Annotated in this window: 17 protein-coding genes; 14 read left to right on the top strand and 3 right to left on the bottom strand. The window is 69.2% G+C overall.

Translation table 11 applies throughout. The annotated features are described in order from the left end of the window. Nucleotides 1-570: 570 nt before the first annotated feature. Together ACFVT1_RS38240 and ACFVT1_RS38235 are read left to right on the top strand one after the other, a co-directional pair. The gene (locus tag ACFVT1_RS38240) at nucleotides 571-2982 is read left to right on the top strand and encodes a Helicase associated domain protein (RefSeq protein WP_389804681.1); all 2412 of its coding nucleotides are present in this window, start codon (nucleotides 571-573) and stop codon (nucleotides 2980-2982) included. Beyond that, nucleotides 2982-3119, top strand: coding sequence for a hypothetical protein (locus ACFVT1_RS38235; protein WP_389804669.1), 138 nt, complete (start codon nucleotides 2982-2984; stop codon nucleotides 3117-3119). Before ACFVT1_RS38240 ends, ACFVT1_RS38235 begins: the two co-directional genes overlap by 1 nt. 606 nt (nucleotides 3120-3725) lie before the next feature. Here the strand turns inward: ACFVT1_RS38235 and ACFVT1_RS38230 are convergent. Continuing rightward, nucleotides 3726-4238 (bottom strand): DUF402 domain-containing protein, encoded by a 513-nt coding sequence (locus tag ACFVT1_RS38230; RefSeq protein WP_389804666.1) that lies wholly within the window; start codon nucleotides 4236-4238, stop codon nucleotides 3726-3728. Nucleotides 4239-4765: 527 nt separating this feature from the next. On the opposite strand from ACFVT1_RS38230, the gene ACFVT1_RS38225 reads away from it, so the two are divergent. After that, nucleotides 4766-5104, top strand: a complete 339-nt coding sequence (locus tag ACFVT1_RS38225) for a hypothetical protein (RefSeq protein ID WP_389804663.1) — start codon at nucleotides 4766-4768, stop codon at nucleotides 5102-5104. Between the two features lie 49 nt (nucleotides 5105-5153). Here the strand turns inward: ACFVT1_RS38225 and ACFVT1_RS38220 are convergent, their stop codons facing one another. Continuing rightward, nucleotides 5154-6410, bottom strand: a complete 1257-nt coding sequence (locus ACFVT1_RS38220) for an ATP-binding protein (protein ID WP_389804661.1) — start codon at nucleotides 6408-6410, stop codon at nucleotides 5154-5156. Beyond that, complete coding sequence (locus ACFVT1_RS38215; protein WP_389804678.1) at nucleotides 6407-7066, bottom strand: response regulator transcription factor; 660 nt, start codon at nucleotides 7064-7066, stop codon at nucleotides 6407-6409. Before ACFVT1_RS38215 ends, ACFVT1_RS38220 begins: the two co-directional genes overlap by 4 nt. Nucleotides 7067-7219: 153 nt before the next feature. On the opposite strand from ACFVT1_RS38215, the gene ACFVT1_RS38210 reads away from it, so the two are divergent. The 11 genes from ACFVT1_RS38210 (at nucleotide 7220) to ACFVT1_RS38160 (ending at nucleotide 18305) form a co-directional block, all read left to right on the top strand. Beyond that, a complete protein-coding gene (locus tag ACFVT1_RS38210) occupies nucleotides 7220-7774 on the top strand; it encodes a hypothetical protein (RefSeq protein WP_389804658.1) in 555 nt (184 codons plus the stop codon). 2 nt (nucleotides 7775-7776) lie between these two features. Further along, the gene (locus ACFVT1_RS38205; RefSeq protein WP_389804675.1) at nucleotides 7777-8943 is read left to right on the top strand and encodes a peptidoglycan-binding protein; all 1167 of its coding nucleotides are present in this window, start codon (nucleotides 7777-7779) and stop codon (nucleotides 8941-8943) included. Continuing rightward, a complete protein-coding gene (locus ACFVT1_RS38200) occupies nucleotides 8940-9644 on the top strand; it encodes an ABC transporter ATP-binding protein (RefSeq protein WP_389804656.1) in 705 nt (234 codons plus the stop codon). Before ACFVT1_RS38205 ends, ACFVT1_RS38200 begins: the two co-directional genes overlap by 4 nt. Continuing rightward, nucleotides 9641-10834, top strand: coding sequence for an ABC transporter permease (locus tag ACFVT1_RS38195; protein WP_389804653.1), 1194 nt, complete (start codon nucleotides 9641-9643; stop codon nucleotides 10832-10834). The genes ACFVT1_RS38200 and ACFVT1_RS38195 overlap by 4 nt, the downstream gene beginning before the upstream one ends. 383 nt (nucleotides 10835-11217) lie before the next feature. Beyond that, nucleotides 11218-11538 (top strand): hypothetical protein, encoded by a 321-nt coding sequence (locus ACFVT1_RS38190; protein ID WP_389804650.1) that lies wholly within the window; start codon nucleotides 11218-11220, stop codon nucleotides 11536-11538. Between the two features lie 75 nt (nucleotides 11539-11613). Continuing rightward, nucleotides 11614-12228, top strand: coding sequence for an RNA polymerase sigma factor (locus tag ACFVT1_RS38185; RefSeq protein ID WP_389804648.1), 615 nt, complete (start codon nucleotides 11614-11616; stop codon nucleotides 12226-12228). Beyond that, entirely contained in the window at nucleotides 12225-12569 is a 345-nt protein-coding gene (locus tag ACFVT1_RS38180; protein WP_389804645.1) for a hypothetical protein, read from the top strand. Before ACFVT1_RS38185 ends, ACFVT1_RS38180 begins: the two co-directional genes overlap by 4 nt. A gap of 606 nt (nucleotides 12570-13175) precedes the next feature. Beyond that, nucleotides 13176-14006 (top strand): helicase associated domain-containing protein, encoded by an 831-nt coding sequence (locus ACFVT1_RS38175; protein ID WP_389804643.1) that lies wholly within the window; start codon nucleotides 13176-13178, stop codon nucleotides 14004-14006. Between the two features lie 335 nt (nucleotides 14007-14341). Further along, complete coding sequence (locus ACFVT1_RS38170) at nucleotides 14342-15097, top strand: TnsA-like heteromeric transposase endonuclease subunit (RefSeq protein WP_389804640.1); 756 nt, start codon at nucleotides 14342-14344, stop codon at nucleotides 15095-15097. Then, nucleotides 15076-17292 carry a Mu transposase C-terminal domain-containing protein gene (locus tag ACFVT1_RS38165; protein WP_389804638.1) on the top strand — a complete coding sequence of 739 codons (2217 nt, stop codon included), beginning with the start codon at nucleotides 15076-15078 and terminating at the stop codon, nucleotides 17290-17292. Before ACFVT1_RS38170 ends, ACFVT1_RS38165 begins: the two co-directional genes overlap by 22 nt. Then, complete coding sequence (locus tag ACFVT1_RS38160) at nucleotides 17286-18305, top strand: TniB family NTP-binding protein (protein ID WP_389804635.1); 1020 nt, start codon at nucleotides 17286-17288, stop codon at nucleotides 18303-18305. The genes ACFVT1_RS38165 and ACFVT1_RS38160 overlap by 7 nt, the downstream gene beginning before the upstream one ends. Nucleotides 18306-18313: the final 8 nt, after the last annotated feature.

Genomic DNA, 18313 nt, shown 5'->3' with positions numbered 1-18313 from the left:
GAGCGGGATATGCAGCGGCAAGCCGCTGCATAGAGCACGAATTGCGCAAGCGCAATTCGAATTCCCGCGTAAACGCGGGAATGAATTCCGTAAACGGAATTCCGAAAGGGCGTCAATTCGCGCAAGCGCGAATTGCGGGGAGTCCCGCAAGCGGGACTCCTTGGGCTGGCTACAGGGTGAGGGTGCATCACATGCAGGCCTGTGTAAGGCTTGGGAATCCCAGCTACCATCCGCGCAACGAAGGTGACGGATCATCGGCCTGGCAAGGTTTTCGGCCCACCGCAGAGACGGGCTCCGCTGCGCTCCACCCTGACCTCTCCTCAGCTACCGAAACTGACCGGTCACATTCACCAATACTCCGCCAGCATACACGCCAACCGGCTGTTTCGGGGTAAGATTCGCCATGTATCACTCTGCGGGTGAAAGTTGGGTGCGCGAGTGATGCATCACATGTCATGACTGTGTAGCGTATGGGACCAGACACCACATCCTCCGGGCCATACCATCGCGCCGGGATTCCCTTTCTGATTGCGCGCCACATTCCGAAAGAAGGAGCATTTCCCCGTGGTCATGATGAGAAGCGATCTGCACGCCCACCAGATTGAAACTGTTGACGCCATTAAGCGCGGCCTCGATATCCCTCCCGGAGGAATTCCGGTGAACGGCCTGCGTGGTCAGGTGATTTCCGCATGCGGCACCGGGAAGACCATCACTGCCGCTTTCGCTGCTCGCGAGATGCTGCCGAAGGGGCGCGTCCTGGTGCTGGTGCCGACTTTGGATCTCCTGGCGCAGACGGTCAAGGAGTGGCACCGGGTCGGGCACAAGGGGCCAGCGGTCGCGGTGTGCAGCCTCCAGGACGACCCGGAGCTGTGGAGCCTGAAGGTGCGCTCCACGACGAATCCCGTACAGCTGGCGCTGTGGCACGGCACGGGGCCGGTGACCATCTACGCAACGTACGCCAGCCTCGGCGTCCTGGCGGAGGCGTTCGATGGCGTCTACGGCCAGCAGCTGGCCCCGGTGGACCTCGCCGTGGTCGATGAGGCCCACAGGACAAGTGGCTCGATGGGCAAGGCGTGGGCGGACATCCACGACCAGACCGTCATCCCGGCGCACCGCCGCCTGTACCTGACGGCCACCCCGCGGATCTGGCAGGAGCGGCCCAACTGGGAGGTCGCCGAAGGGGTCCGCGATCCGCTGCCGAAGGAGATGGCGGCGAGCATGGACGACGAACGAGTCTTCGGGCCCGTTCTCTACAAGCTCAGCTTGGCGTCGGCTGTCTCCCGCGGCTTGCTTGCGCGCTACCAGATCATCGTGCTGGAGCTTAAGGACCCGGTCGTCACCCCTGAGCGGCTGATGGGCGAGGAGCGGCGCGGCGAGGAGGTGCGCGGACAGCGGCTCGGGGCGCTCCAGGCCGCGCTCCTGCACACGATGGCGCAGCACGGGCTGTCAACGTGCATCACCTTCCATCACCGGACCATAGAGGCACAGGCGTACGCGGAGGGCCTTCAGCGCGTGGCAGCGAAACTGCACGCCGACCAGCCCGAGAAGTACCCGAAGCACATCTGGGCGGACTGGCTGTGTGGCGAGCACGTCCCCGAGCACCGGCGGGGCGTCCTGGGCGGCTTCGGGTCCACCGCGCTGCGGGCGGTGCTCTCGAACTGCCGCGTGCTGGGCGAAGGCGTCGACATCCGGGCGGTGGACTCCGTGGCCCTGCTGGACCCCAAGGGGGCGCCGCACGACATCGTCCAGGCGATCGGCAGGGCGCTGCGGCAGAAGCCGGGACAAGGGAAGTTGGCCTCTCTCATCGTTCCGGTATTTCTCCAGCCCGGAGAAAAGCCGGAAGACATGTTCACCTCGGGATCATATCGGCCTTTGGTGAAAGTCCTTGAAGGTCTGCGCGCTCACGACGAAGAGGCAATCGAATTGCTCGCGATTCCGCAGGAGCCGCAGAAGGACGTCGCGCAGCCGTCCGAGTACATCGGCCCGCCGCCCGAGGAAGGCGAGGACGAATCCCGTCTACTGCTGCGTTTTGCCGCTCCGCGTGACCCGGTGATGGTCGCGGACTGGGTGAGCTTCAACGTGATCGACACCGAGCGGCAGGACTGGGCGCGCGGCTGGGCGAAACTGAAGGCGTACGTCGAGCGAGTCGGGAACGCGAGAGTGCCCTACGGACACCGGGAGGGCGCGACACCCCTTGGGCAGTGGGTCGCGGAGCAGCGGCGGGCATACGGGGCCGGGCAGATGACCGGCCAGCGCGCCGGGCGGCTGGAGAAGCTCGGCATGGTCTGGAGCCTCGTGGACGAACGCTTCCAGGAGAACCTGGCGGCGGCACGTGTGTACTACGAGCAGCACTGGACGCTGTGCGCGCCCCGGACCGCGACCATGCTGGACCGGCCGATCGGGCAGTGGCTGTCCAACCTCCGCCGACCGGATGCGCTGGACGAACACCCCGAGTGGGAGGCGGCGCTGCGCGAGGTTGACGAGGACTGGAACCCGTCATGGCCGCCGGAGTGGCAGCGGCACTACGCGGTGGTGCGGGAGATGCTCGCGGAGGAGAGCATCCTCGGGTACATCGAACCCGGAGTCACCGTCCACGGGATGGACATCGGGAAATGGCTGGCCAGACAACGGAAACCGGAGATCTGGGCCGCCCTGACCTCCGGGCAACGCGAGCGCCTGGAGACCATCGGCGTCGTACCGATGGCAGCAGAGCTCGAAGCGCCGGCCAAGCCGCCTGTGGCGCCCGTGAGCGCCTTCGAGAAGGGCATGGCAGCCCTGGCGCAGTACAAGGCGCGTACGGGCTCTGTAACCGTCCCCAGGGGCTACGGGGAACGGATCGTGATCGACGGACAGGAACACCTCGTGAAACTGGGTGTGTTCCTGAGTAACAGCAAGAGCCGCCGGGCCAAGCTCACCACCGACAAACTCCACCAGCTCGCCGCCCTCGGACTCGACTGGGCGGCCACGGAAGGAGCGGCGTGATGACCGCACCCGAGGAAGAGCGGCGCATGCAGGATGCTGTGCGGCGGCACGCCCGCACCAGGGCCTTCGCGGAAGCGCGGCAGGTCATCTCGTTCGTACTGTCCAACCCTGGGATGCAGGAGGCGGGGGCGGCGTGACGCCGGCGAACAGGGCCCCGGGCATGCTGGCCGGCCCGGGGCCCTGAGCTGCCCGGGGCCAGCGGCATCGCATCCCCGGCCCTGCACGCACTTGAGCGCGATGCCGCGGGTTCGGCATCGCACTGGTGTGTGTAGGCCCTGGTAGGAGCTCTCACTCCCCTGACCAGGCAATCCTCACCCAGTGACCAACCAATCCTCATTGCCAATAGATCCCAGCCGATTCATCAAGCCGGATGGTGGGGGCTGTTCCTCGTCGGCGTGGCCGCCGGTTCCGAGGGTCCGCCGCGGAGACTGGGGCGCAGCCGGGCTGGAACCGAGCACGCCTCGGGCACGCAGTTCGTCAAGGTCGGACAGGCGCTCTCCGGGGAGAGCGTCGAGCAGGTCGGCCTGGGCGGCGCGAATGCTGGGCGCGGGAGCCTGGGGGCCTGCGCCAAGGGCACGGCGGACGGTCACGCCGGTCATCGTACGGGCAGCGCATCACCGACCCCGCTGGCCGCCGGGTTCCCGTGCACCGGGCCGCAACGGGGTGTCGGCCGCTGCGAGAAGGGCATCCGCTGGGGCGGACGCTCCCTCGCTATCGCAGCCTGACCAACATCGAAGCCAATCTCAGCTGACCTGGTCCAGCCATGTGCGGTAGCGGCTTCCGAAGGGTTCTGCAGCGTCGTGCAGCGCGGCTGACAGCCACGCGGCGGCACTCTCCGCATGCGTGATGACGTCTCGTGGATAGCCGTACTGCCTCTGATGACTGGCGAACTCGTCCTCGTCGTCCACGAAGACGGATCCGTCTTGCCGTACCCGGCAGACATCCAGATCCAGGTCCACCGTGGTCACTTCTCCCTTGTGCGGCCAATCGGGAGGAGTGGTGACGTCGCAATAGACGTCCAGGTGGGCTGGAGCTGCCTGGAACCGGGCCGTCCACCAGGCGCCGCGTGGAAAGAGCATGACTCGTTGCTCTTCGATTGTGTGGACCTCCCCTTTCCCACCTTTGCTATAGGTTGTCCCGATTGGCGCACCGAGCCAGACCCCGAACTCGTCCTCTCCCAACCACACCATCGAGTGGTGCCAGTGCAGGCTGCCATCGAACTTACGGACCACGACCCGGACCTCGGCTTCTCCCATGGCGGGAGGCTACTGGCAGCCAGGCAACTGGCATTCTGTGTCAACGAACGAGGAGAGCCCCCACATCGGTGACTGATGTGGGGGACGTTCATGTCAGTGAGGACCGCTACGAGTCCTCCACGGGAGCTTTGACGCTGCCATATCGGTCGGCAGCGGCGTATAGCGCTCACTCACCTCTCGGCGCTTTTTGCGCTCGCGCAGCTCAGTCAGGTTGTAGGTCCCCGCTGGTGAGCTGAGCGGTACGAGTTCGTAACTGTCCTCAGGCTCCGCCGTCTTCTCCATCATCCCCCTACAGACCGTCGCCGTTTACGGCTGGGCTCTGGCCTGGTTCTTACCCGCCCCCGACTTGTTTCGCTGAGGAACGCCTCAATTGGAGGGGTCTTTTCAGCCCGCAGGGTGAGGGCGGGCCAGGCGGAGAGGTAGCGTCCAGCGGCGGCTGCCTCCTGCGCGGCTGGCACTTGGCCGCGCCACTCCCGTTCCCTTGCGCAACGTCGGATCCCGACTGGTGGCGTGCACCGGCAACGGGCGTGCCCGATTCGACTCCTGCCAACACAGGCCCTGACCCGCAACAAAACACCCATGCTGTACCGGCCGGCAACAAACCGACCCGCACCATCACCAAAAACGTCAGCACCAAATCGGCAACCGTGTCACCACCCGAATCCACTCACCGCAACCATCTGAACAGCACAGACACCGCAGCTACCGCACTGACATCACGATGCCGAACCACCACCGCCAAAAAATCGCAGATCATCGCCATCGCCTACAAGCTCAACCATCGTCCGCGCAAGACCCACGGCTATCGCACTTCGGCAGAGGTCTACGCTGGCCTCCTGAACAGCGGTGATGCGCTGACCGCTTGAGCTCGCCAATTTGTGAGAGTCGCCAGAGAGCGCTGGGCGCTCCTCGGGCTTATGACGCTGCGGGCAGAACCGGGAGGGTGACGCGGACGGTGATACCGCCCCCGGGGCGGGGGGTGGCGGTGACTGTCCCGGCGTGGGAGAGCGTGATCGCGCGGACCACGGCGAGCCCGATCCCGAATCCCTTGCCCGGGTGTCCGGGGCCGCGCTGGAACGGTTCGAAGAGCGCGGGGACCTGCTGGGGGTCCAGGACCGGGCCGGTGTTGGCGACTTCGAGGAACGCGCTCGCGCCTTGGGTGCCCGTGGTGATGGTCGCCGTGCCGTCGAGGTCGTTGTGCCGTACCGCGTTGGCCAGCAGGTTCACGGCGATCTGGGCCAGCAGTGCGGGGTCGCCGGCGACGGGTGCTGGGGCAAGTTCAGCGGTGACGCAAACGTGGGTGGCGCCGATCTCCTCGGCCAGGTCCTCCATTGCGTCCCGTGCCGCGTCCGCGAGGTCGACCGGGTGCGAGGCGTGGGTTGCGCTCTCGCCACGGGCCAGGGTCAGCAACGACACGATCAGGCGCTCGGTGCGGGCGTTGGCGTCCAGGGCTCGCTGGAGGGCGGGTTTCAGGTCGTCGGGGACGCGGCCCTGGGAGAGAGGGATTTCCAGTGCGGTGCGCTGGAGGGTTAGAGGGGTGCGCAGTTCGTGCGAGGCGTGGGCGGTGAACTGCCGCTGTGCATCGAAGCTGCGGTCCAGCCGGTCGAGCATGGCGTCGAAGGTGTCGCCGAGTTCGCGGACCTCATCGTGGGGGCCGGTGAGGCCGAGCCGTCCATCCAGGGTGCTGCCGGTGCTGATGCGGCGGGCTGCCGCGGTCACCTGGGTGAGGCGGTGCAGCGAGCGGCGGGCTGCCCACCACGCGAGCAGTGCGGCGAGCGCGGTGAGGACGAGCAGCAGCAGCAGTGACCGCGCCAGTACCTGGCTCAGGACCCGGTCCTGGAAGTCCTCGAAGGCCTCGGCCGGGGTGAGGGTCGCCGCTGCTGTTACGCCGGTGTCCGAGGGGGCGGGACCGACGGGGTGGGAGGGCGCGGGGGCAGCGGTGGCGCCCGGCACGGCTGGACCGACGGGTTGCAGAGGCACGGTCGGTGCGGCGGGGACGACGAGGTAGCGGTTTTCCTCGATGAGTTGCTGGGCGCTGAGCCAGTTGAGGAGGAGCAGCCCGCTTCCGAGGACCAGGAAGACCAGGGTGGTCATCAGGGTCAGGCGCCCGCGCAGGGGCAGCCGGTGCGGAAGGGCGCGGCGGGCGGTGCGTCCCTGTGTGCGCGGCGTCACAGCCGGTATCCGTAGCCGGGCGTGTGACTGACCAGCTGCGGCTCGCCGAGCTTGCGGCGCAGGGAGTGCACGGTGACGCGGATCGCCGTGGTGGCCGGGTCCAGTGCCGCGTCCCAGAGCCGGTCCTTGAGTTCCTCTCTGGTGACCGGGGCTCCGTCCGCTGCCAGAAGGAGTTCCAGTACGCCCAGTTCCCGGGGGGTCAGTTTGATTGGGCGTCCGTCACGCTCGGCGACGCGGCGAACGGTATCCAGGCTGACGCCGTGGCGGCTGAGCACGGTGGCAGTGGTCCCGGCGGTGCCGCGGCGGGCCAGCGCGCGCAGTCGGGCGACCAACTCCAGATAGGAGAAGGGTTTCGTCATGTAGTCGTCCGCGCCATGGCCGAGGCCGTCGATAAGGTCGGTGAGGGCTCCGGCGGCGGTCAGCATGAGGATGCGGGCCGGGTATCTGGCCGCGTTCAGCGCCCGGCAGACTGCATCCCCGCTCAAGTGGGGTAGGTCCCGGTCAAGCACCAGCACGTCGTACTCGGCGGAAGCCGCCGTCATCTCCAGTGCCTGCGGTCCGTCATGGGCGACGTCGCAGATCATTCCCTCGCCGCGCAGGCCCTCGGCGAGCATCGCAGCCAGTTCTTCCTCGTCCTCGACGATGAGCACGCGCATGTCGTCCATCTTTCTTCCCGTCCCGCTCTGGGTTGCGTTCCCAGGGTGACCGGAGGGGGGTTAAGCAAGGGTTAGTTGGAGGATCACGCGTGGCTCACCGGTGGCTCCGTAGAACTGTCGTGACGTTATCGGGCTTCAGCAGGGAGCGAAGGAATGCGCAGTCGTGTCAAGCAGGCGGTCGTCACGGTGGCCGCGGTATGTGCCGCACTGATGATCAGCAGCTGTTCCTCGCCTGAGTCGGCACCCAAGGTCGCCGGGGACGAGGGAGGCGGCAGCGGCAAGAAGCAGGACGATGCCGCGGTCCGCCAGTCCTGGGTGAAGTGCATGCACGGCCAGGGCCAGACCCAGATCTTCATCGACAAGGACGGCAACATCGCTATGCCCGCCTCGGGCACGGGCGCGGGTGCGGGCGCGGGTGCGGGCGCGGGTGCGGGTTCCTCCATGGATGCCTACGACAAGGCGTCCAAAGACTGTGACGCGAAGAACCCTGGCATCAACCAGGCCCGGACCAAAACCTCCGCGAAGTTCGTCGAGGAGGCACGCAAGTTCGTGGCGTGCGCGCGGAAGAACGGCTACGGGGATCTGCCCGACCCCGACGCCAAGACCGGGATCCTCAACATTCCGCGGACCTCCTTCGATGCGGCCAAGTGGGATGCGATCCAGCCGGCCTGCGGCAAGCTGGGCGTCAGCTACTCGATCGGCCAGTGACCATGACGCGAATCGCGCCTTCCCCCGCCCCCTCCCCGGACTCCGTTCCCCCGGGCAACCCCGCTGCGGGCCGTGCGCGACGCAAACGCCACAAGATCGCCGTACCGCTCGTCCTGATCGCTGCCATCACTGGTGCGGCGGTCCTGGGCGTGACCCGCCCATGGGAGCGCCCAGCGCCGGACGCGCAACAGTCAGCCGTCGAGTACGGCACCGCCGCGGTGCAGAGGGGGTCGCTGTCCAGCGGCATCCAGGTAGCCGGAGCCCTCGGCTACGACACGCCGACCCAGGTCGTCCCCTCCGGGACCGGCACGATCACAGCGCTGCCCGCTGTGGGCGACGTGATCAAGCCCGGCCGGAAGCTCTATGAGGTCGATGGCCGGGCCGTCGTCCTGATGCGGGGCGACCGTCCCCTGTGGCGCAACCTGGGACCAGAGGCCACCCCCGGAGCCGATGTCAAGCAGCTCAAGCGGAATCTGGTCGACCTCGGCTACGCCGACGGCCTCGGCCTGTCCATCGATGAGAAGTTCACCGCCGGCACCGCCACCGCCGTCAAACGATGGCAGAAGTCGCTTGGGGTGAAGCAGACCGGAACGGTCACGCTCGGCAGCATGATCATGCTGCCCCTCAAGCTGGTGCGCGTGCAGCAACTCGGCGTGCAGCTCGGCGCGGCACTGGGCACGGCGTCGGTGATGACCGTGACCGGCACCGACCTCGTCGCGAGCGTGCAGCCCGCCGACAACCAGCTCTCCCGGTTCAAGCCCGACGGAAAGGTCGAGGTCAGGCTGTCGGACGGTGCCACGGTCACCGGACACATCCGCTCCCTGATACGCGGCGTGGGAAGCGGCGGCGGCTCCGGAGAGGGCGGCGCCGACGGGCCCGGCGGCGATGCGCAGAAGACCGCCGTCACCGTCGAACTGGACAGCCAGACGCAAGCGCTCAAGGCCGGGGCCTCGTCTGTGACGGTCACCGTCGTGGGCGACAAGGTCTCCGACGCCCTCATCGTCCCCGTCACCGCGCTGCTCGCCCTGGACGGCGGCGGCTACGGCGTCAAGGTCGTCGAGGGAACCGGCAGTCGCCTGGTCAAGGTGCAGCTGGGGCTGGTCGCCAATGCCCGCGCCCAGATCTCCGGGGACGTCAAGCCCGGCGCCGAAGTGGTGGTTCCCAAGTGACCCCCGTACTGGAGCTCGACTCCGTCACCAAGGAGTACCCGGGCTCACCGCCACTGCGCGTGCTGCACGGAATCGACCTGACCGTCGAGGCGGGTGAACTGCTCGCCGTGGTGGGCCCGTCGGGTTCCGGCAAGTCGACGCTCCTCGCGCTCCTTGGATCACTCGACCGGCCCACCTCCGGGCAGCTGCGCTTCGAGGGGCGCGAGTTGTCAGGCCTGCCCGACGCCGAGCTGGCCTCCGTACGGGCCCAGCGGATCGGCTTCGTCTTCCAGCAGTTCTTCCTGCTCTCCGGACTCACCACCGTGGAGAACGTCGCCACCGGCCTCCTCTACAGCGGCGCCCCCGCGGCACGCCGCCGGGCCGCGGCCGTCGAGGCGCTGCACGCCGTGGGCCTCGGGCACCGCCTGGAGCACCGTCCCGAGCAGCTTTCTGGAGGCGAAAAGCAGCGCGTCGCCATCGCCCGCGCTGTTGTCGGCCGCCCCGCGCTGCTGCTCGCCGACGAACCCACCGGCGCGCTGGACAGCGTCTCGGGCTCGGCCGTCGTCGAGCTCCTGCGCGAGCTGAACGCGAACGGCACGACCGTCGTCGTCATCACCCACGACCGCGAGCTGGCCGCCTCCTTCCCCCGGCGGATCGGCATCCGGGACGGCCGCATCGACTTCGACGAGCGCAGCCCCCAGCATGCGGGAGCCCTCCAGTGACCGCATGCACGCGCCGCGTCCGGCTGCGCCCTGTTGACCTGCTGCGCCTGGGCATGATCGGGCCGCGTACCCGCAAGATGCGCTCCGCCCTGTCCGCCTTGGGGATCTGCCTGGGCATCGCCGCCGTGGTCGCCGTGACCGGCATCTCCGCCTCGAACCAGGCTCACCTGCTGGCCCGCCTGGACCAGCTCGGCTCGAACCTGATCACGGTCGCCGCCGGGAAGGACACGCAGCAGAAGATCGTGCCGCTGCCGCGGACGGCGGAGAAGATGCTGGGCAACATCGCCCCCGTCCAGCAGGTGACGGCGGTCGGGGCCACCAAGGCCCAGGTCTACCGCAACGACCTGGTGCCCAAGGAGCAGACCAGCAGCGTCACGGTGCTGGCGGCCCGGCTGAACCTGCTCGACGTGCTGCACGCCTCCGTGCGCACCGGCCGATGGCTCAACACAGCGAGCGAACGACTCCCCGTGACGGTGCTCGGCGACCAGAGCGCCCAGCGCCTGGGCGTGAACGCGGTGGGCGAGCGGGTCTGGCTGGGCGGGCAGTGGTACGTCGTCGCGGGCATCCTGAAGCCGAACGAGCTGGCCCCCGAACTGGACACCTCGGCCCTGGTCGGCTGGCCCCAGGCCACCAAGCACCTGGGCGCGGACGGCACGGCGGCCACGGTCTATCTGCGGGCCTACCCGGAGCGGGTCCCAGCCGTCCAGGCGGTGGCCGCGGCCACCGCGAATCCGTCGGCCCCGAGCACGGTCGAGGTCAGCCGACCCTCCGACCTGCTGACGGCGCGGAACGAGGCCCAGGGCGCGCTCACCGGTCTGGTGCTCGCCCTCGCCGCGGTCGCCCTGCTGGTGGGCGGCGTCGGCATCGCCAACACGATGGTGGTGGGCGTGATGGAGCGCCGCGGCGAGATCGGTCTGCGCCGTGCGCTGGGTGCCAGGGGCGGTCAGGTCGCCGTCCAGTTCCTGCTGGAGGCCGTGCTGATGGGCTTCATCGGCGGCGTCGGCGGCCTGGTCGTGGGCGCCGCGACCGTCTACGCGTACGCCCTGGCCCAGGGGTGGCCCGCCTCGATCCCGTACTACACGGTCGCCGGCGGCCCACTGGTCTCCGTGCTCGTCGCGGCCGTCGCCGGGATCTACCCGGCCGCCCGCGCGGCCAAGGCTTCCCCAACGGACGCTCTGCGGTCGGCCTGACCATTGGGTCCCGGACCGCTCGTCCGCTACGGCGGGCGGCCCAGCGGACGGCGGCGCGGGCCCCCGGCCTGCCGGGCTGCTCGTATCTGCGATGTTATGCAGCCGCCAGGACGGGCCCGTGGTCCCGCTGCCTGCCCCTGGAGCAGCGGGCGCGGGCTTGTTGCAGCAGGGCCCGAGCAGCTGACCGTGCTGCACCGGCCGGGGCCGGCCTGCTACCCGTGCAGCACCCGTGTGCCGCCTGGCCCATGCAAATGCTGCGCTGCACCCGCGAAGTTTCTCGGATGTGGCCGCAACCTCGGGGGGTGTCGCACGTCTGGTGGATTGAAGGCGCCCTTCAGCTGTTGTTCCAGACCGTGTTTCCGTCACTTCCTCGGGAGAATCTCATGTTGCACGCCAAGTGGAACCGCCGTCTCAGCCCCCGGGCCCTGGGTGCCGTCACCGGTGCCGCGCTGCTGCTGGGCGGCGGCTTCGCCGTGCAGGCCGTTGCCGACTCCGGCGTGAAGCCGGCCCCCGCCGCACCGAAGGCCGTCACGGCCGAAGACGCAGCCCCGCTGACCGCGTCGAAGTCCGTCGCCTCGAAGCCCGCTGGTACCCCGAAGGCCGTCGAGGCGGGCAGGTCGGCCGACGAGGGCAAGCCCGGCACCGTGCCTGTCCCGTCCGTCCCGTCCCTGGTGATCCAGCCGGGCAGCGGGGTTCAGAAGTAGAAGCAGCGGCAGCACCACGGGGCGGGCCGGCCTTTCCGTAGGCCCGCCCGCCCCTCCCGCGACGGATCGAGGCCCATGCAGTACGCCATTCCCGCAGCGCCGCCCTGGTGGTCCCGTCTGCTCTCCCGCATGCCCCGGACCGAGGACGTGCCGAAACAGGGACATCATCTGCGGTCACTCGGTACGCCGTACGACGACGAGCCGCCGCCCACGCTGACCGAGCTGTACCAGGCACGGCGACTCGACATGGTGCGGCTCGCGCTCTTCCTGGTGGACGATCTGCACACCGCCGAGGATGTCGTCCAGGACGCCTTCGCCGCTGTCTGCCGCACGTACGGCACCTCGCTGGACGGGCTCCAGGACCCCGGGGCCTACCTCTACACCGCCGTGGTCAACGCGGCCCGCTCCGTGCTGCGCAGACGTCGCACCGCCCGTGCCTACAACCCGCCCCACCAGAGTTATGGGCCGCCCGTCGACGAGGGGCTGCTGCTCGCCGAAGAGCACCGCCAAGTTCTCGGCGCACTAGCACAATTGACGAGGCGCCAGCGCGAGGTGTTGGTGCTGCGCTACTGGTCGGAGCTCACCGAGGCGCAGATCGCGCAGACGCTCGGGCTGTCCCGCGGCACGGTGAAGTCCACTGCGAGCCGCGCGCTGGACGCCCTGGAAAAGAAGCTGAAGGCGGGCCGATGAAGCCGAGTGCCGAAGACCGCCGACTTGCGACCGAGGACCGGCTGCGCGCCGCGCTGGCCGCCCGCGCCGTGCTCGTCACGCACCGCGACCTGCGCCGCGACGCACCCCCGCAGGGACACAGTTGGGGAGTGCGCCGAGTGCGCAGGGTTGCCTTCGCCGCGCTCGGCACAGCTGCTGCCCTGGCGGCCGTGTGGCTGCTGGTGCTGCTGCCCGGCAGCCCGCCGACCCCGGCCCCGGCCCCGGCGCCACCCGCCCGCGCCCCGGGCATTAGCGAACCGGTGCCGGCCATACCTGCGCGCCCGGCCGACCAGTCCGGCCCATCCGGTGCGGACTCCCGTTGATCAGCCCGCCATAGATCATGTTCCGGTCGCGGCCGGTACGGCATACTCGCTCGCCCGTCGGCGCCTTTGGCGCCGTAAACCGGTTCGTTCTGGTTCTCCAGAACAGACACCACGGGCTGGTGGCGCTGCTGCCACCGTTTCGTGGCAGCAGCGCCACCGAACAGCGCCGTAGGTCAGCAGGCTCTGACCTACAACGCTGTATGCCGTAGCCGTGCATAGATCTCGCCTGGAACATCGCAGATCTGCGATGTTATGCAGCGCGTCGTGCTGGAGACCGCGGAACGGGAGCCAGCGGCCGGGCGCAGTACAGCAGCTGGCCGCGCTGCACCGCGGGGTCGGGCTGCTACCCGTGCAACACCTGTGTGGCGCCTGGCCCATGTAAATGCTGCGCTGCATGCGATGTACCGCCTTCATGACAGTGAGCCACCCGTAAATGCACCGCTCCACGTCAGCCACCGAGACGCAAAGCACCACCTCGTGTCAGCAGCCAGCCGTCGCCATAAGCCAGAGACCTGCAAGAAGACGCCCACCTGATCAACCGTCACTGCCACCAGCCCACCGACATGAAACCGACACATCGCAGTCGCAGACTGGGTCAGCTTCAATGTGATCGACACCGAGCGGCAGGACTGGGCGCGCGGCTGGGCGAAGCTGAAGACGTACGTCGAGCGGGTCGGGAACGCGAGGGTGCCGTACGGACACCGGGAGGGCGCAACACCTCTTGGGCAGTGGGTGGCAGAGCAGCGGCGCGCCTACGGGGCTGGGGAGATGAGCGGGCAGCGCGCGCAGCGGCTGGAACGGCTCGGCATGGTGTGGTCGGTGGCCGATGAGCGCTTCCAGGAGAACCTCGAAGCTGCTAAGGCGTACTACGAGCAGCACTGGACGCTCTGCGCACCTCGCACAGCGACGGCGCTGGACCGGAAGGTGGGGCAGTGGCTGTCCAACATCCGCCGGCCGGGCGCGCTGGCCGAACATCCGGAGTGGGAAGCTGCGTTGAAGGAGATCGATCCGGACTGGAACCCGGCATGGCCGGCCGACTGGCAGCGGCACTACGCCGCCCTGCGCGAACTGGTCCGCGATGAGGAAGGGCCGGTGGAGGTTCTGCCCGGGGTCACGGTCCACGGAATGGACGTCGGACGGTTTGTCGCCAAGCAGCGTCAGCACGAGGTCTGGGCTGGGCTGATGGACGGCCAGCGCGAGCGCTTGGAGCAGCTCGGCATCGGGCCGCTGGCTCCGCCCACAGTCGTGAAGCCCGCTGGAGCGCCTGTGGGGGCGTTCGAGCGGGGTGTGGTGGCCTTGGGCCCAGTACAAAGCCCGCACGGGCTCTGTGGGGCCTGTCAGCCGATCTCACGTAGAACGGCTAGAGGACGGGGCCGAGGTCAAACTCGGCGTATTTCTCTCGAACGCAAAATCGAGGAGGGGCAAGCTGACCGCTGACAAGCTCCGGCAGCTGGCGGAGCTTGGACTGGAGTGGGCGGCATCCTGACAGCTGCCAGCCGCCTCCTTCATCATCGGCCGAGCCAAGATCGCCCAGGCCCAGTTGCCCAAAAAATCCAGGCCCCCTCTTCCGGCCGCACGTTCGAGCGTCCAGCTCGCTGGGCCTGGCTAACGGTCCGGCGCTGCCGGCACGGCTCTTGCGGCACCGTCCCGGCAGAATCGGCGGGCATCTCTGTCCGATGTGCAGCGTCAGCTGCTCGCGGTCTGCGGCCTGCTCGCCTGGATATGCCCATTACCGGATGGGGTGATTTGCCGTTCGTGTCAGTGTGCAGGGGATGGGAGCGCAGCGTGACGGGGCGAACGTGGTGCCCGTCGAGATGGGGCCGGTTGACGTGCTGTTCCTCGAGGCGGGGCAAGCAAGGTGTCTGCGGTGGCCGGAAGCCGCTGGTGAGGTGGCCTTCGAGCAATGTCCGCCGCTGAGGCCGTTCCCGGCCCGCGCAGGGAAGCGGCTGGCGCCAGGGTGGTGGTGGTCGTCGACCACCGGGCGGCTGGTGCACTACGGCTCTGCAGCGATGCGGCTGCACGTGATGCTGCTCGACCGCGACCCACGTGTCAGCGGCCTGGCCGCCCGGCCGCTTGAGCTGCGATGGCGCGAACCGGGCGGCGTGCAGGTGCATGCACCGCAGCTGATGCTCCGGCTCGCCGACGGGCAGGCGATGCTGGCGGACTGCACCACGAGGACGGAACTCTCGCAGCGGCAGCAGCACCTGGCGTCGGTGGTCGGACGGATGTGTGCCGCAGTGGGGTGGCGGTACTGGGTGCTCGGGCCGGTCGACCCGGTCTACCGGCGCAACGTCACCTGGCTGGCCGGGTACCGGCACCCGCGGTATCACGGTGGACGACAGCTGGCCGCCGCGCTGCGGGAGGCGTTCGCCGAGCCCGCGCCGTTGTGGGAGGGCGTACGCGGGATCGGGGATCCGCTGATCGTGCTTCCCGCGCTGTTCCATGCCCTGTGGGCGGGACGGCTGGCAGCGGACCTGGGGGCGGCAATGCATGAGCGGATGCTGGTGTGGGCGCAGGCGGCGGCGTGAAGGCGCACGGCGAGGTGCCGGGTGGGCCGGTGGTGGAGCTGGGATGCCGGGTGCGGTTCGAGGGACGGATCTGGACGGTGGCCGCCCTCACCGGCGGCCAGGTGCGGCTGGTCGCCGAGAACGGCGAGGTAATGGCGCTGCTGCTGTCGCTGCTGTTCGCCGATGCAGGGTTCGAGGTCCTGGATGTGCCGGGAGCGTTCAGGGTGCCGCCGCTGGGCTTGTTGGAGTCGCTTCCCGAGGCGGTGCGGGAGCGGGCGCTGGCTTGGGAGCGGCATGTGCGGGAGGTGGAGACCGGGCGGCCGGGTGGAGGTGGCTGCGCGGGAGGGCCGCGGGCGGAGTACGACCCGGGTACGCGGACGTTGGCGCAGCGGGAGGAGGCCAAGGCGGCGGAGCTGTCGGCGGCCGGCATGCCCACCAGTGTGGTGACAGTGCGGCGGATGCGGGCCCGCTACCGCCGGGAGGGCGTGTGGGGGCTGGTGGACCACCGGGCCACTCGGCCCCGGACAGCGCTGGGGCGTGCTGACGAGCGGGTGGTGGCCGCCCTGCGGGAGGTACTGGTGGCTGGGCGGGAGCGCTCCAGCGGGACGCTGGGCCGGCTTCGGGTGTACACCGAACGGCTGCTGGCCGAGCAGTACGGGGAGGGGGTGGTGCCGTTGCCCTCGAGTGCGGCGTTCAACCGGCTCGTGCATGCCCTCGCCGACGGGCGTGGGCTGCTGGGCAGTGCGCGGCAGCGCCGCTGGCGTACGGCGCGGCCGGCTCCCCCGTTCGTCCCGACGACGGTGATGGCGCCGGGTGAGCTGGTGATGATGGACAGCACCGTGCTGGATGCCTTCGTGGTGCTCGATGACGGAGTGGTGGAGCGGCCCGAGCTGACCATTGCGCTGGATGTGGCGACTCGCAGTATCTGCGCGGCCGTGCTGCGTGCGAAAGGGACCCGCAGTGTGGACGCGGCGCAGCTGCTGGCGCAGATGATGGTCCCGGCGCCGATGCGGCCCGGCTGGGCCGAGGCACTGGCGATGGAACACGCGGTGGTGCCCTATGAGCGGCTGCTGAGCGTGGATGCCCGGCTGGAGGGCGCGGCGGCGCGGCCGGTGATCATCCCGCAGACCATCGTGGTCGATCAGGGCAAGGTGTTCGTCTCGTCCTCGTTCATCGCGGCCTGTGGGTCGCTGGGCGTTTCCGTGCAGCCCGCACCGCCGGGCAATGGGCCAGCCAAGGGGCACGTGGAGCGCGCCTTCTCCTCGATCAACACGCTGTTCGTTCAGCACGTGGCCGCCTACACAGGCTCGGACACTGGCGAGCGCGGGAAGGACGCCGAAGGCGAGGCGGTATGGACGCTGGCCCAGTTAGACGACCTGCTGCAGGAATGGATCATCTGCGGGTGGCAGGAGCGTGAGCACGACGGGCTGCGGCATCCGATGATGCCCCGCCGCGCCCTGTCGCCGAACGAGATGTGGGCGGCGCTGGTCGCCGTGTGCGGGTACGTCCCGGTGCCGTTGGGGCGTGAGGACTACATCGAGCTGATGCCGGTCAAGCGGCAGAAGATCAACGACTACGGCATCCGCATCGACTACCGCACCTACGACCACAAGGTCCTCAACCCCTACCGCGGCGAGTGCTCGCCAGCGGCGGACGGCCTGTGGGAGATCCACTACAACCCGCACGCTCCCGGCCAGGTCTGGGTGCGTCTGCCGAAGCCCGGCCAGCCGCGCGGGTACGGGTGGGAGGAGGTGCCGTGGATCCACCACACCCTGGTCAGCGCCCCGTTCACCGACTTCACCTGGCAGCACGTCAAGCGCACCGTCGCCCGCCGTGCAGACCGCGCCCAGCACGAACACGATCTGGCGCTGGCCTTGCGGGAGTTGCTGGAACGGGCCGCCGCCGGACATGGAACCCGCCGGGAGAAGGTCGTCGCCGCCCGCGCCCGAACCGCCGCAACCGACGGTGCGGTGTGGGGGATCCTGTACGGCCAGCAGCCGGAGGCGGAAGCCGATGAGCCCGGGGAGGACGTCTTCGGCGACGGCGCGGACGACGAGGAGCTCTTGAGCAACGACGACGCCCTGAGTGTCTGGCCAGCTGAGCACACAGCGATGAGCGACTCCCCGGCCGGTGCGGTGCAGGAAGCCGACGTGCCTGCACCGAGGCGTTGCCAGGTCACGGTCTACGACCCCTTCGAGGAATCCCTGCGATGGTGAGCCCGATCTCCAACGATGCCGTCGGGTTCGCCCCGCTGGCGCCCCCGACCGTATGGCAGGGGTGGGATGCCTTCGTCCACCGAGCCCCGGCGCCCGCGCGCGACGCCGGCGACCCCGCCTGGTCCCAGTCGGAGCGCGAGGACTACCACTCCGAACTCGCCGTCATGCGCACCCCAGCCATGGACAGCGTGTTCACCGCCGTACGCCGGCTCCTCCTGGTCAACCGCCGCCAGCAGGCCGGCGCCCGCCGCGGGCTGATCATCTCCGGCCCGGCCACGACGGGTAAGACCACCACGATGATGGCGCTCGGGCGTTCCTTCCAGCTGGCCGACGCCCGCCAGCACCCGGAACAGGCGGAGCGCAGGCCTGTTCTCTTCATCAGCGTGCCGCCGGCCGCCACCCCGAAGATGCTCGTCAGCGAGTTCGCCCGATTCCTCGGCATGCCCATCACCGACCGCCTCAACCAGACCCAGATCACCGGCGCCGTGTGCGACCTGCTGTGCGAACTGGGCACCCAGCTGGTCCTCATTGACGACGTCCACCTCCTGGACACCCAGCGGCGTGCCGGTGCGGAAACCTCCGACCAGCTCAAGTACCTCGGCGAACGCATCCCGGCCACCTTCGTGTACTCCGCGATCGACATCGAGGCCTCCTCGCTGCTCAGCGGGGTGCGCGGGGCGCAGATCGCCGGACGTTTCAAGATCTTCCGTCACCGCCCGCTGGCGTATGCGGCCGAGCAGGACCGGGCGGTCTGGGACGGCCTCGTGCGGGCCATGGAAGACCTGCTGCGGCTGCGCGCGCACCGGCCCGGAACACTCGTCAAACACGCCGCCTACCTGCACGCCCGCACCGCGGGGCGGATCGGCAGCCTCTCCCACCTCATCCGCGAAGCAGCCCTGATCGCCATCACCGAAGGCACCGAACGGATCACCAAGCAGCTGCTGAGCGAGGTCGAACTCGACGCGGCCGCCGAAGCCCAGGCCCGGCCGGCCCGGCCGACACGGCGGCAGTAGGGGCATCC

The sequence above is a fragment of the Streptomyces sp. NPDC057963 genome, from assembly GCF_042887155.1.
GTDB lineage: Bacteria > Actinomycetota > Actinomycetes > Streptomycetales > Streptomycetaceae > Streptomyces.
This window is presented reverse-complemented; position numbering and strand designations above follow the sequence as displayed.